At 51.6% G+C, this 23,272-nt stretch carries 25 protein-coding genes; all 25 read left to right on the top strand.

The window, feature by feature from the left end; genetic code table 11:
- Positions 1–2 precede the first annotated feature (2 nt).
- The 25 genes from PRIO_RS31140 (at position 3) to PRIO_RS31020 (ending at position 23,254) form a co-directional block, all read left to right on the top strand.
- Entirely contained in the window at positions 3–257 is a 255-nt protein-coding gene (locus PRIO_RS31140; protein WP_020426093.1) for an AtpZ/AtpI family protein, read from the top strand.
- Entirely contained in the window at positions 250–627 is a 378-nt protein-coding gene (locus tag PRIO_RS31135) for an ATP synthase subunit I (RefSeq protein WP_020426092.1), read from the top strand. Before PRIO_RS31140 ends, PRIO_RS31135 begins: the two co-directional genes overlap by 8 nt.
- A gap of 30 nt (positions 628–657) precedes the next feature.
- Positions 658–1,494 (top strand): F0F1 ATP synthase subunit A, encoded by an 837-nt coding sequence (gene atpB, locus PRIO_RS31130; protein ID WP_020426091.1) that lies wholly within the window; start codon positions 658–660, stop codon positions 1,492–1,494.
- Between the two features lie 102 nt (positions 1,495–1,596).
- A complete protein-coding gene (gene atpE, locus PRIO_RS31125; protein WP_020426090.1) occupies positions 1,597–1,824 on the top strand; it encodes a F0F1 ATP synthase subunit C in 228 nt (75 codons plus the stop codon).
- A gap of 98 nt (positions 1,825–1,922) precedes the next feature.
- Positions 1,923–2,411 (top strand): F0F1 ATP synthase subunit B, encoded by a 489-nt coding sequence (gene atpF, locus PRIO_RS31120; protein WP_020426089.1) that lies wholly within the window; start codon positions 1,923–1,925, stop codon positions 2,409–2,411.
- Positions 2,408–2,959, top strand: coding sequence for a F0F1 ATP synthase subunit delta (locus PRIO_RS31115; RefSeq protein WP_020426088.1), 552 nt, complete (start codon positions 2,408–2,410; stop codon positions 2,957–2,959). The genes atpF and PRIO_RS31115 overlap by 4 nt, the downstream gene beginning before the upstream one ends.
- 11 nt (positions 2,960–2,970) lie before the next feature.
- Complete coding sequence (gene atpA / locus PRIO_RS31110) at positions 2,971–4,482, top strand: F0F1 ATP synthase subunit alpha (protein ID WP_020426087.1); 1,512 nt, start codon at positions 2,971–2,973, stop codon at positions 4,480–4,482.
- A gap of 153 nt (positions 4,483–4,635) precedes the next feature.
- Positions 4,636–5,511, top strand: coding sequence for an ATP synthase F1 subunit gamma (gene atpG, locus PRIO_RS31105; protein WP_020426086.1), 876 nt, complete (start codon positions 4,636–4,638; stop codon positions 5,509–5,511).
- 62 nt (positions 5,512–5,573) lie between these two features.
- Positions 5,574–6,971, top strand: a complete 1,398-nt coding sequence (gene atpD, locus PRIO_RS31100; RefSeq protein ID WP_020426085.1) for a F0F1 ATP synthase subunit beta — start codon at positions 5,574–5,576, stop codon at positions 6,969–6,971.
- Between the two features lie 65 nt (positions 6,972–7,036).
- Positions 7,037–7,453, top strand: a complete 417-nt coding sequence (locus PRIO_RS31095) for a F0F1 ATP synthase subunit epsilon (RefSeq protein WP_020426084.1) — start codon at positions 7,037–7,039, stop codon at positions 7,451–7,453.
- Between the two features lie 223 nt (positions 7,454–7,676).
- A complete protein-coding gene (locus tag PRIO_RS31090; protein WP_020426083.1) occupies positions 7,677–7,934 on the top strand; it encodes a DUF1146 family protein in 258 nt (85 codons plus the stop codon).
- A gap of 203 nt (positions 7,935–8,137) precedes the next feature.
- The gene (gene murA, locus PRIO_RS31085; RefSeq protein WP_020426082.1) at positions 8,138–9,520 is read left to right on the top strand and encodes a UDP-N-acetylglucosamine 1-carboxyvinyltransferase; all 1,383 of its coding nucleotides are present in this window, start codon (positions 8,138–8,140) and stop codon (positions 9,518–9,520) included.
- A 252-nt stretch (positions 9,521–9,772) separates the two neighbouring features.
- Entirely contained in the window at positions 9,773–10,954 is a 1,182-nt protein-coding gene (spoIID, locus tag PRIO_RS31080) for a stage II sporulation protein D (protein ID WP_046505987.1), read from the top strand.
- Between the two features lie 61 nt (positions 10,955–11,015).
- Positions 11,016–11,759 carry a M23 family metallopeptidase gene (locus tag PRIO_RS31075; protein ID WP_020428471.1) on the top strand — a complete coding sequence of 248 codons (744 nt, stop codon included), beginning with the start codon at positions 11,016–11,018 and terminating at the stop codon, positions 11,757–11,759.
- Positions 11,760–11,947: 188 nt separating this feature from the next.
- Positions 11,948–12,235: a sporulation transcriptional regulator SpoIIID gene (gene spoIIID, locus PRIO_RS31070; RefSeq protein ID WP_019915029.1), complete on the top strand. Its 288-nt coding sequence runs from the start codon at positions 11,948–11,950 to the stop codon at positions 12,233–12,235.
- 229 nt (positions 12,236–12,464) lie between these two features.
- A complete protein-coding gene (gene mreB / locus PRIO_RS31065) occupies positions 12,465–13,463 on the top strand; it encodes a rod shape-determining protein (protein WP_020428473.1) in 999 nt (332 codons plus the stop codon).
- 50 nt (positions 13,464–13,513) lie between these two features.
- Entirely contained in the window at positions 13,514–14,389 is an 876-nt protein-coding gene (locus PRIO_RS31060; RefSeq protein WP_020428474.1) for a flagellar hook-basal body protein, read from the top strand.
- A gap of 17 nt (positions 14,390–14,406) precedes the next feature.
- Positions 14,407–15,222 (top strand): flagellar hook-basal body protein, encoded by an 816-nt coding sequence (locus PRIO_RS31055; RefSeq protein WP_020428475.1) that lies wholly within the window; start codon positions 14,407–14,409, stop codon positions 15,220–15,222.
- An 8-nt stretch (positions 15,223–15,230) separates the two neighbouring features.
- A complete protein-coding gene (locus PRIO_RS31050) occupies positions 15,231–15,473 on the top strand; it encodes a DNA-directed RNA polymerase subunit beta (RefSeq protein ID WP_020428476.1) in 243 nt (80 codons plus the stop codon).
- A 289-nt stretch (positions 15,474–15,762) separates the two neighbouring features.
- Positions 15,763–16,185 carry a 3-hydroxyacyl-ACP dehydratase FabZ gene (gene fabZ / locus PRIO_RS31045; RefSeq protein WP_039788279.1) on the top strand — a complete coding sequence of 141 codons (423 nt, stop codon included), beginning with the start codon at positions 15,763–15,765 and terminating at the stop codon, positions 16,183–16,185.
- Between the two features lie 48 nt (positions 16,186–16,233).
- Complete coding sequence (locus PRIO_RS31040) at positions 16,234–17,952, top strand: phospho-sugar mutase (RefSeq protein ID WP_020428478.1); 1,719 nt, start codon at positions 16,234–16,236, stop codon at positions 17,950–17,952.
- Between the two features lie 116 nt (positions 17,953–18,068).
- Positions 18,069–20,105 (top strand): DUF5693 family protein, encoded by a 2,037-nt coding sequence (locus tag PRIO_RS31035; RefSeq protein WP_020428479.1) that lies wholly within the window; start codon positions 18,069–18,071, stop codon positions 20,103–20,105.
- Positions 20,081–21,247, top strand: a complete 1,167-nt coding sequence (csaB, locus tag PRIO_RS31030) for a polysaccharide pyruvyl transferase CsaB (RefSeq protein ID WP_020428480.1) — start codon at positions 20,081–20,083, stop codon at positions 21,245–21,247. Before PRIO_RS31035 ends, csaB begins: the two co-directional genes overlap by 25 nt.
- Before the next feature lie 7 nt (positions 21,248–21,254).
- On the top strand, positions 21,255–22,010 hold the full coding sequence (locus tag PRIO_RS31025; RefSeq protein WP_039788282.1) for a WecB/TagA/CpsF family glycosyltransferase: 756 nt from the start codon (positions 21,255–21,257) through the stop codon (positions 22,008–22,010).
- A 116-nt stretch (positions 22,011–22,126) separates the two neighbouring features.
- Positions 22,127–23,254 carry a glycosyltransferase family 4 protein gene (locus PRIO_RS31020; protein ID WP_020428482.1) on the top strand — a complete coding sequence of 376 codons (1,128 nt, stop codon included), beginning with the start codon at positions 22,127–22,129 and terminating at the stop codon, positions 23,252–23,254.
- Positions 23,255–23,272: the final 18 nt, after the last annotated feature.

The raw sequence follows: 23,272 nt of genomic DNA, 5'->3' as shown, positions 1-23,272 counted from the left end.
AAATGAAGGGGCCTAATAAGCCTGCAGAACCGCATAAACAGACGGGTCACGCGCTCAAAGCTGTGAGTCTTGTCAGCGCTGTCGGGGTTAATTTGGCCGCCTTTACATTAGGCGGTTATTTCTTGGGAGCATGGCTGGATGATCAATGGAACAGCTCCGGACTCGGGGTGGCACTCGGTGTCATCGTGGGTGTGTTGTGCGGGATCGCAGGTGTCATCTTCATTATTAAAGCTGTCATGGAGGAAAGTGATGGATGATATGTCTCGATACCGCAAGGTATTGGCATTGGCAACACTTTGCTTCGTGGTTCTATGCGTTCTGGCTGCGGTCGTATTCCCGGATTTCCGGAGTATAGGCTTTGGCATGGCGCTTGGCGGAGCTATTGGATGCATTAATGTGACCTACCTGGGCTACAAAGTCCGGCAAGTGGCAGATACCATGGCGGGTGAAGGCAAGAGGCTTGTAAGCCTGGGGTATCTGACTCGTGCTGCGCTTAGTCTCTTGGGAGTAATGGTAGCCTTTAAAACACCGCAGGTTTTTAATATGATTGCGGTGGCTGGCAGTTTGCTCTTGGCTCCAATTCTTCTTATTATAATAGGAATTGGGTTTTCGCGTAGAGAAAGTTAAAGGCTACAATGGAGAAAGGGGTGAGAAAAAATGCATAAATCACCAATTATTATGCTGGGCGGTTTACATATCGACCTTTCAATCGTGCTGATGCTATTAGTGACCTGTACCATTGTTTTTGTGCTCGCGCTTCTGGCAACGCGTAACCTATCGGTCGAGAATCCCGGCAAACTGCAAAACTTCCTGGAATGGGCAATTGAATTCGTTCAAGGCCTGATTTCAAGTACCATGGATCTCAAAAAAGGCAAACCGTTCCTTTCTCTCGGTATGGCGCTGATCATGTTTTTGTTTGTCGGCAACCTCCTCGGGCTTCCGTTAGGGATTGTCACGGATTATCACGATGCAGAGCATGCCAAGGTGTTCGGGAAGGAAATCGTTTCGGTAACCAAAGAACTGGACAAACTGCATGCTGAAGCGGGAACGGTAAATACCGGCTCTCATGAAGAGGCTGAGGTAGGCGTAGCGTGGTGGAAATCGCCAACAGCAGACCCTGCAGTAGCAATGGGACTTGCAGTCATGATTTTCCTGATGACCCATATCGTGGGTATGACGCGCAACACCAAAAACTATTTCAAACACTATTTTGAACCTTACCCATTCTTCTTCCCGATCAATTTGATTGAGCAGGTATCTAAGCTGCTGACACACGGGATGCGTCTTTTCGGTAATATCTTTGCCGGCGAGGTGCTGATATCCGTTATCCTCAAATTGGCTGCGCTTGGTGTAGGGGGCTGGATCGCTTCTGTACTTGGTCTGATTGTATGGCAAGGGTTCAGTATATTCATCGGGACCATCCAGGCTTTTATCTTCGTTATGCTGACCATGGTGTATTTCTCACAAATGCTTGAAACCCATGACGAGCACTAAACGCTGGAAATGTTAGAAACAAGATTTATGCCAAGGCGGAAATACATTTCGAGTCTGGCTGATAATACACACTAAAACATATCTTTGAGGAGGATTTACACAATGGGAGTTATGGCTTATTTGGCAGCTGCAATTGCAGTAGGTTTGGGAGCGCTTGGCGCCGGTATTGGTAACGGTCTAATTGTCAGCAAAACAGTAGAAGGTATCGCCCGTCAACCAGAAGCGAAATCCACTCTGCAGACTACAATGTTCATCGGGGTCGCACTGGTAGAAGCCCTGCCGATCATCGGTGTAGTACTTGCTTTCATGTTCTACGTTGGAGCAGCTTAAGATTTACAAATGTTTGGCGGGGAAGGCAAAAGCCCTCCGCGCCTTCTTTTTAGAAAAGACCTAAGATATGAACGTGCAACAGAAAGGAGTGTCTAACATTGTCTTTTGTATGGGAATCTTCCGTGCTGGCAATTATTGCCTTCGGGATTTTATACTTTTTGCTGAACAAGTACGCTTTCGGACCGTTGTTCTCTGTTATGGAGAAACGCCGCGAACTCGTACTGCAGCAGATGAATGAAGCTGCTCAGACCCGCGAACAGGCAGTTTCTTATGTTGAAGAGCAGAAACAGGCGCTTCAAACTGCCCGCAAAGAAGCCCTTGAGATCATTGAACAGTCCAGACAAACCAGCAGTAAGCAAACCGAACAGCTGATTGATCAGGCTAAGGTCGAGGCTTCGCGCATTAAGGAAGAGGCAGTTCGCGATATCCAGAACGAGAAGAACAAAGCGGTTGAAGAACTGCGCGGCGAGCTTGGAGCGGCATCGGTCAAGATTGCGTCCAAATTGCTGCAGAAGGAAGTCAGCTCCGATCCTGAGCAGGAAGCGCTTGTTGACCAGTACCTCAAAGAGGTTGGAGGCCGGTCATGAGTCAGGATACGATAGTCGCCAAAAGATATGCGAAGGCATTGTTCGAGGTTGCTTTTGAAGAACGGCAGATCATGGAAGTTGAAGAGGATCTGAAAAGCCTGGTTGCTGCGCTGAATTCGGATGCAGAGCTGCAGAGATTTATCAGCTCTCCGCGGATTACCGGTGAAAACAAGCTTGCCGTACTGAAAAAAGCGTTGGAAGGCAAGCTGTCGGGGGCGGTTATCAACACTCTGGAAATCCTGATGAAGCGCGGCAGAATGGATATTCTTCCGGATCTGCTGGACAGCTATATCAAGATTGAAGGGGATAGTCTTGGTCTGGCAGATGCCACCGTCTATTCAACCTATACGCTCAGCAGCAGCGAGCAAACACAGGTTGCCGAAGAATTCGGCCGTTTGTCAGGCCGGAATATCCGTATCACAAATGTGGTTGATAAGAGCCTGCTTGGCGGACTTAAGGTCATAATTGGCGATACGCTCTATGACGGCAGCCTGTCCGGCAAACTTACGCGTCTTGAGAAATCTTTTAATGATAAGCATAGAAGATAGGGGTGAGGATATTGAGCATTAGACCTGAAGAGATCAGCAGTTTGATCAAAAGTCAAATTGAGCAATATAAAGCCGATATCGAAGTGGCCGAAATCGGCACCGTCATTCAAGTCGGCGACGGTATCGCCCGTGTCTACGGTCTGGAAAACGCGATGGCAGGGGAACTGCTGGAGTTCTCCAACGGAGTAGTGGGCATGGCGCTCAACCTGGAAGAAAGCAACGTCGGTGTTGTTATCCTGGGTGAGTACACAGAGATTCGTGAAGGCGACCAAGTAAAACGTACAGGGCAGATTATGCAGGTTCCCGTGGGTGAAGCTATGCTCGGCCGCGTAGTGAACGCGCTGGGTCAGCCGCTGGACGGCAAAGGCCCGATTGCAACAACTGAATTCCGTCCGGTAGAAAACAATGCACCGGGCGTTATCGACCGTAAATCGGTGCATGAACCGATGCAGACCGGTCTTAAAGCCATCGATGCGATGGTGCCAATCGGCCGCGGACAACGCGAGCTGATCATCGGTGACCGTCAAACCGGTAAAACAGCTATCGCGATTGATGCGATTATCAACCAAAAAGGCAATGGCATGAAGTGTATCTATGTTGCCATCGGCCAAAAGCAGTCCACAGTAGCACAGGTTGTTGAAACCCTTCGCCGCCATGGCGCGCTGGAATATACAATCGTTGTAACCGCTTCGGCCTCCGAGCCGTCCCCGCTGCTGTATATTGCTCCATACGCAGGCTGCGCAATGGGCGAATACTTCATGTACAAAGGCGAGCATGTCCTCGTGATCTACGATGACCTTTCGAAGCAAGCCTCCGCTTACCGCGAATTGTCCCTGCTGCTCCGCCGCCCACCGGGCCGTGAAGCATTCCCTGGTGACGTATTCTATCTGCACTCCCGTCTGCTGGAACGTGCAGCTAAGCTTAGCGATGCGCTTGGTGGTGGTTCATTAACCGCGCTGCCGTTCATCGAAACACAGGCTTCTGACGTATCAGCTTACATTCCTACGAACGTAATCTCGATTACGGACGGTCAAATCTTCCTGGAATCCGACCTGTTCAACTCCGGTCAACGTCCGGCGATCAACGTGGGTATCTCTGTATCCCGTGTCGGCGGTTCGGCGCAGATCAAAGCGATGAAGAAGGTCGCCGGCTCACTCCGTCTGGATTTGGCCCAATACCGCGAGCTTCAGGCATTCTCCCAGTTCGGTTCTGATCTGGATAAATCTACACAAGCCCGTCTGAACCGTGGTGCGCGTATGATGGAAATCCTGAAGCAGGGTGTGAACCAGCCGCTATCGGTTGAGCATCAGGTAATCAGCTTGTATACGGCTGTCAAAGGCCACTTGGACGATATCCCTGTCAAAGACGTAAAACGGTTTGAAAAGGAATTCCTGGCTTATATGGACAGCAATGCTGCTGCCGTTGCCAAGTCTATCTCCGATACTAAGGATTTGACTGCTGATAACGAAGCTGCTCTTAAGGAAGCTATTGAGAAGTTCAAAAGAGGCTTCGCAACTAGCTAAGCCCTGCGGCAACTCTACTACTGCTTTAAAGCGAGCTTTGGCCTAGCCAAAGCTCTGGAATATGCTTACGAAGTTAGTTTTATTATCGTCAAAGCTCAGATTATGCTTTCGAAGTTAGCTTTGACTTCGTCAAAGCTCTAAGGTGGTGAAATCATGGCAAGAAGTATGCGTGATATTAAACGTCAAATCAAGAGCGTTCAGAACACCAGACAGATCACTAAAGCCATGGAGATGGTTGCCGCCTCCAAGCTGCGCAAAGCCCAGGAGAAGGCAGAAGCGGCCCGTCCGTATTCAGAGAAGCTGAAAGAGGTCGTAGCCAGCATTGCTGCCGGTTCTCAGGATGCAACGCATCCGATGCTGGTCAGCCGTCCCGTGAAGAAAACCGCGTATCTGATTGTAACCTCCGACAGAGGCCTCGCAGGCGGATACAACGCTAATATTCTCCGTAAAGTGACAATGCTGCTCGCAGAGCGCCATAAGTCCAAGGACGAATATGCGCTGTTCGTTATCGGCCGCAAAGGCCGTGACTTTCTGCGCCGCCGTGAATATCCGATTGTGGAGGAAATTACTGAGCTCTCCGATACACCGAAGTTTGCCGACATCAAGTCGATTGCCTACTCGGCGGTACAGCAGTTCGAAACAGGCGTCTACGACGAACTGTATCTCTGCTATAACCGTTTCGTGAATGCAATCAGCCAAGTGCCTACGGTGGACCGCTTGCTGCCTATGGAACCTATGGAGAATCAGGAGAAAAAGGCAGAAGGCTTGCATGCAACGTACGAATATGAGCCTTCAGCGGAAGGTGTACTTGAAGTACTGCTTCCCAAGTACGCAGAAACACTGATTTACAGCGCTATTCTGGATGGCAAGGCCAGCGAGCTGGGTGCGAAAATGACAGCGATGGGCAGTGCAACGAAGAACGCGTCCAAAATGATCGGGAACCTTACCCTTACGTATAACCGTGCCCGTCAGGCGGCCATTACGCAGGAAATTACCGAGATCGTGGCCGGAGCGAACGCGCAGTCTTAGGATATAAACGAAGCCATGTCTTCGGCTTTAATGCAACAGCTTTCGAGGAGGGAAATATTAAGATGAACAAAGGACGCGTTGTAAGCATTATGGGTCCGGTTGTCGATATTGAATTTGAACGCGGCCAGTTGCCCGAGATTTTCAACGCTATCAAGATTGTAACCAGCCTGGCAAACGGCAGCACCAGTGAGCTGACCCTGGAGGTTTCCAATCACCTGGGGGACAATCTGGTGCGTTGTATCGCCATGTCTTCCACAGACGGTCTGGTCCGCGGCTTGGAAGCACTTGACCAGGGCGGACCGATCTCGGTTCCGGTTGGCGATGCAACTCTTGGACGTGTATTCAACGTGCTGGGCAATCCGATTGATAACGGTGCTGAAGTTGTTGCGGACAGAAATCCGATTCACCGCCTGGCTCCGACATTTGATGAATTGTCGACACAAGCGGAGATTCTGGAAACCGGGATCAAGGTTATCGACCTTCTCGCCCCATACGCCAAAGGCGGTAAAATCGGCCTTTTCGGCGGTGCCGGTGTAGGAAAAACCGTAACGATTCAGGAACTGATCAACAACATCGCACAGGAACATGGCGGGATCTCCGTATTCGCAGGTGTTGGCGAACGGACCCGTGAAGGTAATGACCTCTATCATGAAATGACCGATTCCGGCGTTATCAAGAAAACGGCCATGGTATTCGGACAAATGAATGAGCCGCCGGGCGCACGCCTTCGTGTAGCCCTGACCGGACTGACCATGGCGGAGTATTTCCGCGATGTGGAGGGCCGCGACACGCTGCTCTTTATCGATAACATATTCCGCTTTACCCAAGCGGGTTCCGAAGTATCCGCACTGCTTGGCCGCATGCCTTCTGCCGTAGGTTACCAGCCTACACTGGCAACAGAAATGGGCCAGCTGCAAGAGCGCATCACTTCCACCAAAAAAGGTTCGGTTACCTCGATCCAGGCTATTTACGTGCCGGCGGATGACTACACTGACCCTGCTCCGGCAACGGCATTTGCCCACTTGGATGCAACTACCAACCTGGAGCGTAAGATTTCCGAAAAAGGTATCTTCCCTGCCGTTGACCCGCTGGCTTCCAGCTCACGTATCCTCGCTCCGGAAATTGTCGGCGAAGAGCACTACAACGTGGCACAGGGCGTTAAGCAGCTGCTGCAGCGTTATACCGAGCTTCAGGACATTATTGCCATCCTGGGTATGGATGAGCTCAGTGAAGAAGATAAGGTCATTGTAGCCCGTGCCCGTAAGGTTGAACGCTTCCTGTCGCAGCCTTTCCACGTGGCCGAACAATTCACCGGCTTCAAGGGCAAATACGTGCCAATCAAAGAAACCGTACGCAGCTTCAAAGAGATTCTGGAAGGCAAGCATGATGATCTTCCGGAAGCAGCGTTCCTGTTTGTCGGAACGATCGAAGAAGCGGTTGAAAAAGCGAAATCGATGTAACCCTGAACTATGGATAATGCTTTCGATGCGAGCTTTATTTCGTAAAGCTCTGAGGAGGAATGAAAGTGAATACCTTTCTGTTGGAAATTGTCACGCCGGAGCATCTCGTTTACTCCAAGCAGGTTAACAGCCTGACGGTAAAGGGAGCCGATGGCGATCTGGGTATTTTGCCGGGACACATTCCGCTTGTGACTCCACTTCAGGTTGCTCCGATGTTCATTAAAGCGGATGGTGCTACAGTCACTATCGCTGTTCATGGCGGGTTCGTGGAAGTGCATAAAGACAAGGTGACAGTTCTGGCCGAAAGTGCCGAGCTGCCTACGGAAATCGATGTTGAACGCGCCGAAGCGGCGAAGGAACGGGCCCAGCGCCGCCTTCAATCCCGCAGCAAACAGGATGAAATTGACCACCGCCGTGCGGAGCTGGCGCTTCAGCGCGCCGTTACACGGATCAAAGTGTCCACCGGAAAAGGACAACAATAATAGCTGTACGGTCAAGCCTGGGGCTTGGCCGTTTTTTTCAGATATATGGATAAAGGAAGGAACAAGGGTTCCATTTCTGCTTGAAAAAGTAAATAATACGCTAACATCCATCCTCACATGGTCTGAAATGTTTAAAAGTTTGTAAAAGTACTGGATTCTTTTCCCCTGCGCAAGTATGATATAAGAGTCGATTTCCGAGTAACTTAATACACGGGGGGCTAACATGGATTCAAGATTCTATGATGAGTTGTCAAGCTCGATCGGCACCAGCGGTTTAGTTTCAATGATCGTCTCTTTATTTTGTGTTGCAATATCTTGGTGGGCACTTCAGAACCTTAAGCTCGATCTGGTCATAAGATATCCCAAGAGCCCTCAAGGAAGACTGCTGCATCTGTTGCTGGCGATTGTACTGGGCCACTTCGTGGCCGGGTTCCTGCTGGATTATCTGGGCTGGAGCGGGCAGATCCGCAACATGTTTTAAGAAAGGCCGCTTTGGTTATATCAGTCTTAGGCCCTAAGCGGTAAGAAACGTGTCGAATAATACGGTTTTATTATGTCAACACTGATGTTTAAGGAGCGTGCCCGCACCTCGGGCGCAGGTCAGGCAATGTTAGAAATGCATTATACCCTGAGCATTAATATCAGAAATAATTTCAGAAATAATGGACGCGGAGGGAAACCGTAATGAGCAAATTTATCGTCCGCGGTGGCAACAGATTGACCGGGAGCGTGAAAGTTAGCGGCGCAAAAAATTCCGTACTACCGATCATAGCCGCCTCTCTATTGGCAGAAGAAGGAGTCAGCGTCATTGTGGACGCACCTCCGCTTGACGATGTAATGACCATCAGCAAAGTGCTGGAATCTCTGGGTGCGGGTGTTACATACCAGAACGATGTGATTGAGGTTGATGCCAGAAACATTACTTCCTATGAGGCACCATACGAATGGGTGCGTAAAATGCGGGCTTCTTTTTTGGTGATGGGCCCTCTTTTGTCCCGACTGGGTCATACACGCATTTCTTTACCTGGCGGCTGCGCCATCGGAACTAGACCGATTGACCAGCATCTGAAGGGGTTTGAAGCGCTTGGCGCCGAAATCAGCCTGGGTCAGGGATACATTGAAGCGAAATCAAACGGACGGCTGCGTGGAGCCAAGGTATATCTGGATGTGGCCAGCGTAGGCGCGACCGAAAACATAATGATGGCGGCAGCACTCGCCGAAGGCACAACAGTCATTGAGAATGCGGCAAAAGAACCGGAAATTGTCGACCTGGCCAATTACCTGAACGGTATGGGCGGGGTCGTGCGCGGCGCAGGGACCGGAGTGATACGCATTGAAGGTGTGGAACGCCTGCATGGCGTGAAGCACCATGTCATCCCGGACCGGATTGAAGCAGGCACCTATATGGCGGCTGCGGCGATAACAGGCGGGGATGTCTATGTGGAAGGCGCGATTGCGGACCACCTCGGCCCGGTTATCGCCAAGATGGAAGAAATGGGTGTTACAATTATTCCGGATGAGAATGGTGTCCGTGTAATCAGCGACAAACCGCTCAAGGCGGTGGATTTGAAGACACTGCCTTATCCGGGCTTCCCTACAGACATGCAATCCCAGATGATGGCGTTATTGCTTCGTTCTGAAGGAACCAGCGTAGTAACAGAGACGGTATTTGAGAACCGTTTCATGCATGTGGATGAATTTCACAATATGAATGCGGAGATCAAGATTGAAGGCCGTTCCGCTATCGTAACCGGCAATGCTGCACTGGTTGGCGCCAAAGTATGCGCAACAGATCTGCGTGCAGGCGCGGCACTGATTTTGGCAGGCCTTGTTGCTGAAGGCACGACAGAAGTCAGCGGGACCCATCATATTGACCGCGGATACGTGAACTTGGCGGAGAAGCTGTCGGGACTTGGTGCGGACATATGGCGGATTTCCATGGAAGAATCCGGTGCAGCTGCTCCGGCAGTGAAGGAAGAGGTCCTGAAACCGGAAACCGCCCGCAGCGAATCTTTCAAAAGCGAAGAGGTTAAGCCCCGCTTTCAGGTTCAGCCCACCTGGGTCTAACAACAAAACACTAGGAATGGTCTTGCCGCTGCTGCGGTAAGGCCTTTTTAGCTTGTTCAGGTAAGTTCGAACGGTACTCTGAGCACCCCCGGCGAATTCAAGCGGAACGCGGCTGCGCATTCCGGTTCAATAAAACTCCCGTCGGCCGGATAAATAAAAGCAGACTCTCTTTCTCTCAGATTGGCGTTCTAGCAGTTGCCCGGAATTCATATCTATAAGAATCAACGGTGACTGAGGGAAGGAGACATAGAGATGAAAGATTTCCGCTACCTGCTGCGGCACAGAATAGAACAGCTGCGGCGCAAAATGGAACGGCCGCGCCGCTTCGCGCCCGTGCGGCGCGCGAAGCCCCGGATCAGGCGGCTCGCCCCCGCCGCCTGGCTTGCAGCGCCCCTGCTGGCGGGGCTGCTGCTGCCGCTGGCCGTTGTCCCGCTGCGCGGGGGACAACCGGCGCTGCCGGCCGTGCCGCCGGCCACGGCCTCCCCGGCGCCGCCGGCACCGGCTGCGAAGGAAGCCCCGCAGCCGAAGGTCTCCGTCTATTTGTCGCACAGCGGACAAATTGAGACATTGCCGCTGGAGGAATACGTCAGCGGCGTGGTTGCGGCCGAGATGCCGCCGGGCTTTGAGCTGGAAGCGCTCAAAGCGCAAGCCGTCGCGGCGCGCACCTTCATTGTGCGCCGCCTGCAGGCCGGCGACCACAGCGGCGTGCCCGTTCCGGGCGCGGATGTGACGGATACGGTAAGCCATCAGGCTTACGTCTCCAAGGCTGCGCTGGAACGGAAGTGGACGCGCGGCGGCAGGAGCGCCGAGCTGGCCAAGGTCCGCCGCGCGGTCCTGGAGACGCGCGGGGTGGTTATGACTTACCAGGGACAGCCGATCACGGCATCCTTCTTCGCCTCCAGCGGAGGCTATACCGAAAATTCGGAGGATTACTGGAATGCGGCTGTACCTTACCTGCGCAGTGTGGCAAGTCCATGGGATCAGGACATTACGCCGAATCTGGCGGTGACATATACATTCTCAAATGCTGAGCTGATACAGAAGCTGGGGATTGCTGCCGCGGCACTTCCGGCTTCCAGAGATCTTGCAGCTTCTGGACCAGCGAAGCCCGTTTCCTCTTCATCGGCCTCTGGGCTGCCTGCAGAAGTACTGTCCCTGACAGCCGGACACCGGGTGCAGAAAATATCGATCGGCGGTATGGTGTTCACCGGAAGGGAGGTGCGCGAGAAGCTGGGGCTGCGTTCCAGCCAGTTCACCTGGAAGCGGAAGGGGAACAAGGTTCTGATTACAACCTATGGAAACGGCCATGGGGTCGGCATGAGCCAGTGGGGGGCGAACGGAATGGCCAAGCAGGGGAGCACTGCTACGCAAATTCTCAAACACTATTACAGCGGCATCTCTTTTAACCAAGTCTCAACTCTCCTGAAAAAATAACTTGCAAGATACGTATAAAAGCGAAGCGCCCGGTAACACTGGTTACTGAGGTGATAAACATATGAATGAACAAGACAAAAACAAGACAAACCATGATGAATCTCTCAAAAACAAGCAGGGAGATTCAGGCGCCAAGCCTTCTTCATGGAACAGAATGTTATCTAAACGCTGGGTATTCCCGGCAGTCTACACGGCGGCAGCGGCAATTATACTAACCTTGGTGTGGGTCTATCAGGACGCAGGCCAGAAGCCGCTGAAGCCGGACACCGCAGCTGTCGTTTCCCAGGAAGCCGCAGGTACAGGGACTGAAGCAGGATCAGCCAAAGATGACCCGGCAGCACTCGAAGTGGTTGCTTCGGCCGAAAGCATGGTCTGGCCGGTAGCCAGTCCGGCTGATGTAGAAGTTGTTAAGCCATTCTACGACGAGAAAGGAACTGAAGAGAATCATGTGGCCGCCATGGTGCAGTATAATGACACCTTCGTGCCTAACGCAGGTATCGACATTGCCCGTGAAGACAATCAGCCTTTTGATGTCAAAGCAGCACTTAGTGGTGAAGTTACGCGGGTTGAAGATGTTCCGGTATTCGGCAAGGTTGTCGAGATCACAAGCACAGGCAATGTGAAGACCGTCTATCAAAGCCTCGGTGACACCAAGGTGAAGCAGGGCGATGAAGTGAAGCAAGGGGACATGCTGGCAACCGCTGGCCGCAGTGAAATCGAGAAGAATCTTGGCAACCATGTGCACTTCGAAGTGTACGAGGATGGCAAGCTGGTCAACCCTTCCGATTTGCTGCCGCAGCGGTAAGCCGGGGAATGGAGCAGGAGGCTGCCGAGCCTCCTGCTTTTCGCTCATTCCATCGCCTGTATGGGCATTTTTAGGTTGTCCAGGAAATAAAATGAGCCTTCAGAAGCTTGTCACGTCCTGAAAGCGCGAATATATAGGCCCGCCCCTCATATAATGTACCAAACTATCCACAGTTGGGAGGCGGGAGCGTGCACGATTACATCAAGGAACGGACGATTAAAATCGGACGCTGCATCGTGGAAACCAGGCATACGGTCCGGACCATAGCCAAGGAATTTGGCGTTTCGAAGAGCACGGTGCATAAAGATTTAACGGAGCGGTTGCCCGAGATCAACCCTGATCTGGCCGATCAGGTGAAGCACATTCTCGAATATCACAAATCCATTCGTCATCTTCGGGGGGGAGAAGCCACAAAAATTAAATATAAAAAAACAACAGGAAAAAAACGCGAGGTTGCCGTAGCTTCAAAGCCATAAGATTGTCGGAATTTAAGCAATAATTCAGGTTTATTTTATTGTCTCAATCCCCTAAAGTATGGTATTTTTAAATTTGGGACTAACTAACTATTACGCTCATTTATGAGGTAACGGCTGCGCCGTCCGGTATGAGGACGGTATCCGTTCCAGTGAGAAAATAGAAGGTTAAAGTATATGTGAACTTATACTTTCTTTTATTTTAAAATAACACTTTGGGGGCTCTTTCATTATGCTTAGCAAGGATATCGGAATCGATCTCGGCACGGCCAATGTGCTCATACATGTCAAGGGAAGGGGAGTCGTTCTGGATGAACCCTCCGTGGTCACGCTCGAAAGTGATACGAAGAAGGTCCTTGCTGTAGGCGAACAGGCACGCCGGATGGTAGGCCGCACACCGGGAAATATTATGACGATCCGTCCTCTTAGGGATGGTGTCATTGCTGATTTTGCGATTACGGAAATGATGCTGAAATCTTTTATTGACCGCGTAGGCGGCCGTTCCTGGTACGCAAGGCCCCGTATTTTGATCTGCGCCCCCACAAATATTACATCAGTTGAGCAGAAATCAATCCGGGAAGCAGCCGAACGCAGCGGGGCCAAGGAAGTTTTTATGGAAGAAGAGCCCAAAGCGGCAGCGATAGGCGCGGGCATGGACATTTATCAGCCAAGTGGAAATATGGTCGTCGATATTGGCGGCGGAACGACGGATGTAGCCGTGCTGTCCATGGGCGACGTTGTTACCGCCTCCTCGATCAAAATTGCGGGGGACAAGTTCGACGAGGCCATTTTAAAATATATTAAACAGAAGTACAAGCTATTGATCGGCGAGCGTACGGCTGAGGATATTAAGCTGAACATCGGATCGGTTCGGCCGGGCGGCATGAAGTCCGAAATGGATATCCGAGGGCGTGATATGGTAAGCGGGCTTCCCCAGACGCTGACTATTTCCTCGGGTGAGGTAAAAGAAGCGCTGTGGGACCCGGTTTCCTCCATCGTGGCTGCGGCCAAATCGGTGCTGGAGCGCACACCGCCAGAACTGTCTGCGGATATTATCGACCGGGGTGTCGTATTGACCGGCGGAGGCGCACTGCTTAACGGACTGGACGAGCTGCTCTCTGAGGAACTGCACGTTCCGGTGTGGGTGGCCGAGGATCCGATGCATTGTGTGGTCAAAGGAACCGGAATAATGCTTGATCATTTGGATAAGAACGTTAAGAAAAAATTCTAGGCTGCCGATAATATAAGTTAACAGCTCAATCAGGAAGGGGATTAACCCTCATGCTTAGAGGATTATATACGGCGGCTGCCGGAATGGTGACGCAGCAGCGCAGACATGATACAGCAACGCAGAACATTGCCAATCTGAATACAACGGGGTATAAGCAGGTGGACAGTGTCAGCCATGCTTTTCCCGAGGTGCTCATTTCTGCAATGAGCGATGGCAGAATAAAGCCTGTAGGCCGAATGAATACAGGGGTATTTGCGGAACAGTCCGTTTCCCAATATCTGCAGGGAGATCTCATTGAAAGCGGCAAGCCGGCGGATTTCGCATTATCCACCGATCTGCAGGTGGCGGACCCGGCGACGGGTGCCAATATTAATTTTGACGGCTCAGGCAAGTATATTACTCCTGATGGCGAGGTCATCTACCGGCCGCAGGCTTTTTTTACGGTTCAGGATAATGAAGGTAATCAATTGTATACCCGCAACGGCAGCTTCACAGTAAACGCGGCGGGAGAAGTACTCAGCGCAGGCGGATTCAAGGTGGTTGACAGCAACGGCAATCCGCTTATCTTGACAGGTTCGCAGGACAATCTTAAAGTAGACGGACAGGGTAACCTCTTGAATCCTGCAACAGGACTTCCTTCAGGAACCCGATTAGGCATCAGTGTGGTCACAAAACCCCAGGAACTGGTTCGTGACGGTAACGGTGTCTTCCACGCCGACGATGTGGAGAACGCGGATATCCGTTTCGCCAATGGGACGGACAATCTGCAGGTGCGGCAGGGCTATCTGGAAAATTCCAATGTTGATGCAACCAAGGTGACCGTGGATATGAATGCGGCTTACCGGGCGTATGAAGCGAATCAGAAGGTTGTCCAGTTTTATGACAGCAGCTTGCAGAAGGCTGTAAACGAAGTCGGCAGAATCTAGGGCAGGAGGAGTAACGTATGAACAATTCAACGATAGGCGCAGCCGTCTCTATGTCCAGTCTCCAGCAGCGTCTGGATATTATAGCCGACAATGTTGCCAATATGAATACCGATGGCTACAAGAGCAAGCAAGGCTCCTTTGAGGATGTGCTGACCCGTGTTCAGCAGCAGTCCAAGGATTATGATCAGCCGGGCCGCAGCACACCGCTCGGTTTTAATATCGGCTTTGGGGTCCGTGTACCTACGGTGACAACCAACTGGGAGGAAGGCCCTCTCAAGGAGACGGGAAATCCGACAGACTTGGCCATTCAAGGCAACGGGTTGTTTGGCGTCCAGGTGAACGGGGCTACTGCGTATACACGCCAAGGGGATTTTCACTTTGTTCCGGACAGTGCGAACCCGGATAGAATGATGCTGGTGGACAACACAGGGAATCCTGTGCTGAACACGCAAGGCAACCCTTTGACCGTTCCCGCAGACGTAAGTGCCGCCATTGATGAGAACGGCCGGGTGCTGACCAAGACGGCTGAGAATGCGCCTGCCAGGGTAGCCGGTACCATCATGATCGTGGAGCCCCTCAGCAAGAGTGCGCTGCAGGCGGTGGACGGGAATTTCTTTGTGCTTGCTGACGGAGTCACGGCTCAGCAGGCGTTCAAGGGAGCAGGGGAGCCTTCCACTATAGGCGTCCGGTCCGGATACCTGGAACAATCGAATGTGGATTTAAGCAAGGAAATCGCAGAAATGATGCAAATTCAACGCACTTATCAGCTTGCCGCCCGGGCACTCACCTCAAGTGATCAGATGCTCGGCCTGGCTAATAACATGCGCGGGTAGGTGAAGGAATGGCTCGTCAGAACAACAGCAAGCCGGAAGCAACACATGAAGCGGAACAGCATCAGCCCGTACGGCGGCGCGGAATTTCCAAATGGACGATCGTTCAGTGGTTCCTGATTCCTGTGCTGCTGGTGGCAGCACTGTGCGGTGGCATGGTTGCCGGGTATGTCGTTCTGGGCAAAAAAGAATTCAGCGATGTGCTTCAGTGGAGCACATGGAAGCATGTGTATGATCTGGTGTTTGCGCCATAACTGTTCATATTAGAACTCCCTTGTTGTACAAGGGAGTTTTCTTTTTTATACTGGAAAATGTATAATGATGGAGGCCCCTGAGAGCAAAAAGGGCCCTCTCCGCCATATTGCCTTATGCGGTGGAGAAAGCCCCTTATCTCAACCTCCACTGCTGCAGGTGGTGAAGGATATTATAGTTTTTGCCGAAGCTGTCCATATTTATGCAGGCAGGCCGGAAATAAAACTAAAACGCTGCAGCGGCAGACAGATTACCAGGGTGCGGTTTATATGCGAAGGGAGCTTTGTATCCATGTTGAATATCAATGAAATCCAAGAAATAATCCCCCATCGGCCTCCATTTCTGCTGGTGGACAAAATTACCGAAATAGAAATGGGCAAGCGGGCCGTCGGCATCAAGAATGTAACGGTGAATGAACCGTTTTTTGTCGGCCATTTTCCGGGATTTCCGGTAATGCCGGGTGTTCTGATCACCGAGGCGCTGGCTCAGGTTGGCGCTGTTGCCATACTGGGAGTTGAAGCCAACAAGGGGAAGATCGGTTTTTTGGCAGGCTTAGACGGCTTCCGTTTCCGTGGCCAGGTGGTTCCGGGAGACACGCTTGTGCTTGAAGTGGAAATTACCCGCCTAAAGGGCAGCATTGGCAAAGGGCAGGCTACCGCGAAGGTGGAGGGCAAAGTGGTCGCTTCCGGGGAAATTATGTTCGCACTCAGCTAGAACCTGTTATAAAATCATATATTATAGATGGAGAAGGAGAGATTTGATATGACTCAATTAAGCCCAAAAGCCGCAGAAACACTGTCACGCTGGCTGCAGGACCCATCGGTTGACGAGAACACGAAGGCAGAACTGAATCTGCTTGCGAATGAGCCGCAGGAACTGGAAGAACGTTTCTACAGAGATCTGGAGTTCGGCACAGGCGGCTTGCGCGGGGTTATAGGAGCAGGCAGCAACCGGATTAACCGGTATACAGTGGGCAGAGCGACTCAAGGCTTTGCGAATTATATCCTTGAACAGCATACTGGTGAAGGCAGACCTTCCGTTGTCATTGCGCATGACTCCCGCCGCTTTTCGCCGGAGTTCACCCTTGAGGCTGCACTGGTATTGGCCGGAAACGGGATTGAGGCTCATCTGTTCCCTTCCTTGCGCTCCACGCCGCAGCTGTCTTTTACGGTCCGTCATCTGAAGGCTACCGGGGGTGTAGTCATTACTGCAAGCCATAATCCTCCGGAGTACAACGGCTACAAAGTGTACAATGCTGAAGGCGGACAGCTTGTTCCGCACGAGGCTGAAAAAGTCATCTCCTACATCTTGGAGGTGGATTCCTTTAATGGCGTAAAACGCATGTCCCAGGAAGAGGCGGAAGCTGGAGGGCTCCTGCATTGGCTGGGAGAGCAGGAAGATGAAGCCTTCACCGATACAGTAGCGGCTGTCAGCGTTGCCCGTGATGAAATCACATCTACACTGGGACGTGATTTCAAAATTGTCTATACACCGCTACACGGGACAGGCAATCTTCCCGTCCGCAGCGTTTTGAGCAAAATCGGCTTTACTCAGGTGCATGTAGTACCGGAGCAAGAGTTGCCTGATTCCGAATTTTCTACCGTAAAATCGCCAAATCCTGAAGAGCGGGAAGCCTTCACCCTGGCAATCAAGCTGGGAGAGGAGCTGGGCGCCGATCTGCTGATCGGTACGGACCCGGATGCGGACCGCATGGGTGCTGTAGTGCGCGACAATGAAGGCAAGTTCGTTGTTCTCTCCGGCAATCAGTCCGGAGCACTGATGATCCATTACTACTTGAGCCGCCTGCAGGAGCAAGGCAAGCTGCCAAGCAATGGTGCTGTCGTAAAAACCATTGTCACCAGTGAAATGGGTGCAGCTGTCGCCGAGCATTATGGCGCTACCGTATTCAACACGCTTACAGGATTCAAATATATCGGTGAAAAAATGACCCAGTTCCAGCAGTCCGGTGAATACACCTATCTGTTCGGCTATGAAGAGAGCTATGGCTACCTTGCCGGGAATTATGCCCGTGACAAGGATGCCGTGCTGGCCTCCATGCTGATTGCTGAAGCTGGAGCCTATTACAAAGCCCAAGGGAAAACGCTGTACGACGTGCTTCAGGAGCTGTATGAACAGTTTGGCTATTTCCTGGAAAGCCTGGAATCACGCACATTGAAGGGCAAGGACGGTGTGGCGCAGATTCAGGGGATTATGAATGACTGGCGCAGCAATCCCCCACAGGAGATTGCCGGTGCAGCAGTAAGCGAGGTTCTGGATTATTCGCTGGGGCTGAACGGACTTCCTAAGGAAAATGTGCTGAAATATTTGCTGTCTGACGGTTCCTGGTTCTGCTTGCGTCCGTCGGGTACCGAGCCGAAGATCAAAGTGTATTTTGCAGTGCGCGGAGAATCGCTGCAGAACGCCAAGGACAAGGTTGCCACGCTCACGCAGCAGGTTATGTCACGCGTTGACGGGAAATAAATAATAGAAGATACAGCATTTAAGCGAAACGGATACTGCTCCTCTATGGACGCGCATCCGTTTCTGCTTGAAATTAGCCTTGAGAAGGCTTTAAGTGAAAGAGGAGGTACTTTGGAGTGCAGCAGAAATGGCAACGTTGGAACATCGCTTCACGAAAGTGGTTATGGATAGTTGTGGTGATTGGTGTGCTTGCCGCATTGCCAGTCGTCTATGACCGTCTGCAGACGGAGAAATCTTCCAAAACGGTTGAATTTGTTTTTGATTACCGTGACCTGGTGGAAGCGGCCAGCTACCGGGCGAATCCGCAGGATTATATTTCAGAGCAGCTTGACCTTTTAAAATCTGCCGGCGTAGGCAGTATGGCTATTTATGAAAACACGCTGGAGGATTACCGCAAGGCCCGCCGGCTGATGATATGGGGAGCGGCTGATATTGCCAACCTGACGGATACCGTGATTCCGGAGAATGAGAACTATACATATGTCCTCTTTACCAGTCCGGAGAATAGTGAAGCCCTCGCGCCGATTATCCGTGATACCTTCAGCAGCCTGAATATAGCAACCGAAAACTGGAGTTTCCGCGGGCAACAGGGGCTTATTATCAAAACTCCGCTGGAGGATGCCACGCTGAAGCCGATGCAGCCGGACCCGTTCACCCTGGAAATGCTGCATAGCAAAGGGTTTAACATTGTACCCCGTCTTGTAGATTCCCTGCCTTACAATGAGGCCGCTGTTACCAAGCTGCTGGACCGCTATCAGGAGCTTGGAGTCAAACGTCTGCTTTTTGAAGGCGAGTCGGTTAAAGGATTTAATGATGATGCTGATTTGAACAGTATTACAGCTTTTGCCGGTCTTCTTAAGGAACGCGGAATCGGGATTGCCGCCATCGAGAATATCAAAGCACAGCAAAAAGGATTCAATAAATTAGCTTATCTGCTGGATTACAACGTGACCCGGCTGTACTCGCTCAGTGAAGGTGATTCCGCCCTTCCTCCGGAAACGATAGCGGACCGCTTTGCACTGGCAACGAAAGACCGCAACATCCGCATGATCTATCTCAACACGATTCCGTCGAGGGACACTTCAAAGGCGCAGATTAAGGATACTCTGGAAAATCTGATCACCAGCCTTAGCGAGCCCGGGGGCGCGGTAGAGAAAATTGAGAGCAACGGCTTTACCTTGGGGCAAGCCACTGCGTTTGATGTTGTAGACTCTTCGTTCCAGCGTTATTTTAAATTAATTGCAGTCATCGGTGCTGTAGCCATGGTGGCCCTTCTGGTTTCCTACTTCATTCCATGGCTTACGCTGCCTGCCTGGGTGCTTGGTCTGGTGGGAAGCGCCGGACTGATGCTGATTAAGCCGCAGCTGTTCGAGCAGGCTCTGGCACTCGCTGTAGCCATCAGCGCACCAACAGTGGCAATGATTCTGGCGGTACGAAAAATAAATGAGAAGGGTCCTCCGCTCCGGGCGAACGCTTTAACCTATGTGGTTATGACTCCGCAGCGCCGCCTGGCTCACAGTCTCGTGCTTTACGTCAAAACAGCGCTGATTTCGCTGAGCGCGGTGCCGTTTGTGATTGCACTCCTGAACAATATCACCTACAGTCTGGTCCTTAACCAGTTCCGTGGTGTCAGTCTGCTGCACTTGGCGCCTATTGCACTGATTGCTGTATACGTACTGCTCTATCGTGGTGAGTTTGTCCTTAGCAAAACAGGCAAGCTTCTACGGACACCCATTACGCTGGCTTGGGTCATTGCAGCCGGTGTTCTGGGGATTGTCGGGATGTATTATTTGAGCCGGACGGGCAACAGCGGCAGTGTGAGCGCACCGGAAAAAATTCTCCGCGTCTTTTTGGAAAATACAGTGGGGGTCCGGCCGCGCAACAAAGAATTCCTGCTGGCTCATCCGCTATTTATACTGGGGGCCTTTATGGCCTATAAATACCGGAATGCCGCATTTATTATGATCATCGCTGTGATCGGGCAGCTTTCAATGGTTGATACCTTCGCCCATATTCACTCTCCGGTTCTGATCTCGCTGGTCCGTGGTTTGCTGGGGCTGGGTCTTGGTCTGATTATCGGGCTGATCGCGGTAGGGGTATGGCAGCTTGCAGAGGGGTGTTGGAGACGATGGTCGCCGCTTCTCAAAAAATAATCATCTCCGGTTATTACGGTTTCCGGAACAGCGGAGATGAGGCGGTGCTGCAGTCCATTCTAAATGCGCTGCAGAAGCATTCGCTGGCAACGGGAACAGTCATTGAGCCTGTTGTGCTGTCAATAGATCCGGAATGGACGACAGCGACCTATGGAGTAAAGGCTGTACACCGTATGAAACTTAGCGAAGTGCGCAGCGCAATTTCGGAAAGTGCCGGTTTGATCAGCGGGGGCGGCAGCCTGCTGCAGGATGTGACCGGGAGCAAAACCATCCCATATTACCTGGGCATCATCAAGCTGGCTCAATGGATGGGCAAGCCGACCTTTATCTATGCCCAAGGTATTGGTCCGGTTAACCGCAAGCTTTTTCATCCCTTAATTAAAGCGGTTTTCCGCAAGTGCAGCTATATCTCTGTAAGAGATGAGCAGTCGCGAGACCTGCTGCAATCCATGGGGCTGGTCGGGAACAAGATTGATGTCGTTCCCGACCCGGTGATGGGATTAAGCCTTCCCGAGGATGGACAGGGAAGCAGCACAGAAGCAGGCGGCGAATCATCTCCTCAGAAGACTCCGTTATCCCGGCCTGATCTTCCGGTTGTAGGGGTTTCGGTCCGCTTTTGGGAGCAATCCCGGGAGGAACTGGATGCTGTCGCCGATGGTCTGCTGCAAGCAAGCGCCCGAACTCCGCTTCATGTGCGTTTTCTGCCTTTTCACCATCCTTCTGACCATGAACCTTCACGTTATATCATGGAGAAGCTGGAAAAGGGGATGTCACAGAACGGTGGAGTAATCAGCATATGTGAGGATGCTGAGCATCCGCAGCAGATGCTGCGGGAGGTAGGGACATGTGACCTCTTGATCGGAATGCGGCTGCACAGCCTGATTTATGCCGCAGGAAGACGGGTGCCGCTTATCGGTATTTCTTATGATCCGAAGATTGATCATTTTCTGGAGCGGGTGGGCTGCCGGCCTATCGGGGATACGTCCTCTCTGGACGGCGGCAAGCTTGCTGCCGAAGTGCTTCAGCTTTTGGAGTCAGGGGATGAATGGAAGCGTGAGCGTGAGCCGTTGATTGCTTCTTTAGTCCAGGAGGCCGAAGCGCCAGCCCGGCAAATTATTGAATATTTCCGCCGTAAAGGGTGATAGATACGTGAAAGCAGAAAGTGTGATCCCCACGGTGCCGATTTTCGGCATCCGGGTATCCAGAGTCGATATGAAAGCTACGGTTTCCTATTTGACCGAAGCCGTCCAAAGGCGTGAACCGCATCAGGTCATTACAGCCAATCCGATCATGGTGATGACCGCCCTGGATAATCCGGCTTATATGGAGATTATGAAATCGGCCGAACTGGTGGTTCCTGACGGAACAGGGGTTGTATGGGCTGCCGAATATTGCCAACAGCCTGTTGCTGAACGTGTTGCTGGTTTTGATTTGTTACATGAATTGCTTCACCAGGGCGAAAGCTATAATTGGAGGGTATATTTGCTGGGGTCTACACCTGAGGTGATTCGCGAGACCGCCTCCCGGTTACAATCTCAGTATGCCGGTATCATTATAGCGGGATATCATGACGGCTTTTTCGGGCCGGAAGCGGACGAGGAAATTGTGAGTGAAATTATCGAAGCTCAGCCTGATCTGCTTTTTGTCGCCAGAGGAGCCGATAGTCAGGAGCCTTGGATCGCCAAATACAAATCCCGGCTGAACATACCGGTAATGATGGGTGTCGGCGGGAGCTTTGATGTCATCTCGGGCAAGAGCCGCAGGGCGCCAAAAGCCTTCCAGAAACTCCGTGCAGAGTGGTTATACCGTCTTCTAAAGGAGCCTACCCGCTACAAAAGAATGCTTGCGCTGCCGAAATTCGCAGTAAAAGTGCTACGTGAGAAAGATAAAGTGACAAAAGTATAGCAAAACGACGCTATTTACCGTAAAAATCCGTGCAACAGCCTAAAAACGGAATTGGAATTTGTTTTACGTTCAGCGTATAATTCAATGCGGTAGAGAAATGGGGGTTGACTGATCAAATGTTAATCATATACATCGCCGGATTCGTCGTGTGCATGGGACTTGCACTGCTTTTGACACCACTCGTGAAGAAATTCGCGGTTAAGATTGGTGCCACAGATGTGCCGAATGCCCGTAAAGTGCATACTAAGATTATGCCCCGCCTTGGCGGACTAGGTATTTTTCTGGCGTTTGTGTTGGGCCTGCTTGCCGTATTGCCGATTATTCCTTATGATTTTACTCCGCGGGAGGCCAACTTCATCAAAGCGCTGCTCTCTGGCGGCGGCCTGATCGTTCTTATCGGTGCACTGGATGACCGCTTTGAGCTTTCGGCGAAGGTGAAGCTGCTGGGCCAGATTGCCGCAGCGTGCATCGTTGTTTTCGGATTCGGGATTACCGTTGATTTTGTAAACATTCCATTTAATAATTCGTATTCATCATTAGAAAGCTGGATTGCCATTCCGCTGACGATCTTCTGGATTGTCGGGGTTACGAACGCCGTTAACCTGATTGACGGGTTGGACGGGCTTGCTGCCGGAGTATCCGGCATTGCGATTGCTACGATTGCTGTCATGGCATTTTTGATGGGCAATACCATGGTTGCCTTGCTTTGCCTGCTTCTGCTTGGCAGTATCCTAGGTTTCCTGTTCTTCAACTTCCATCCCGCCAAAATTTTTATGGGTGATACCGGTTCGCTGTTCTTGGGCTTCTGCCTTGCGCTTCTTGCCCTACTGGGCTTCAAGCAGATTGCGGTAGTCTCCTTTATCACACCACTCTTGATTATCGGAGTTCCGCTGTCGGATACGTTTTTTGCCATCGTCCGCCGGAAGCTGCAGAAGAAACCAATTTTTGCTCCGGACAAAGGCCATCTGCATCACTGCTTGCGCGAGCTTGGCTTTAGCCACCGCCAGACGGTATTAATTATATACGGTATTGCTGGTTTCTTTGGAATCTTGGCTGTAATCCAGACGTCCGCGTCTCTCTATGAAGCCAACTGGGTGACCTTCGTCGTCATTTGCGTCATGCTCTTCTTCCTACAGATCGGCGCAGAGATTACCGGTGTCATCAGCAAGACCAAACGTCCGTTGATTGATTTCCTGCTTAGAATGCGGGTGAAGGCTAATCCGGAACGCGGCTCCAAATCATAAAGTGTATCTATTTGCGTC

Origin of the sequence: Paenibacillus riograndensis SBR5, assembly GCF_000981585.1 — a bacterium.
Classification (GTDB): domain Bacteria; phylum Bacillota; class Bacilli; order Paenibacillales; family Paenibacillaceae; genus Paenibacillus_AQ; species Paenibacillus_AQ riograndensis.
The sequence above is the reverse complement of the archived record's forward strand: the minus strand, read 5'-3'. Positions and strand labels throughout refer to the sequence as shown.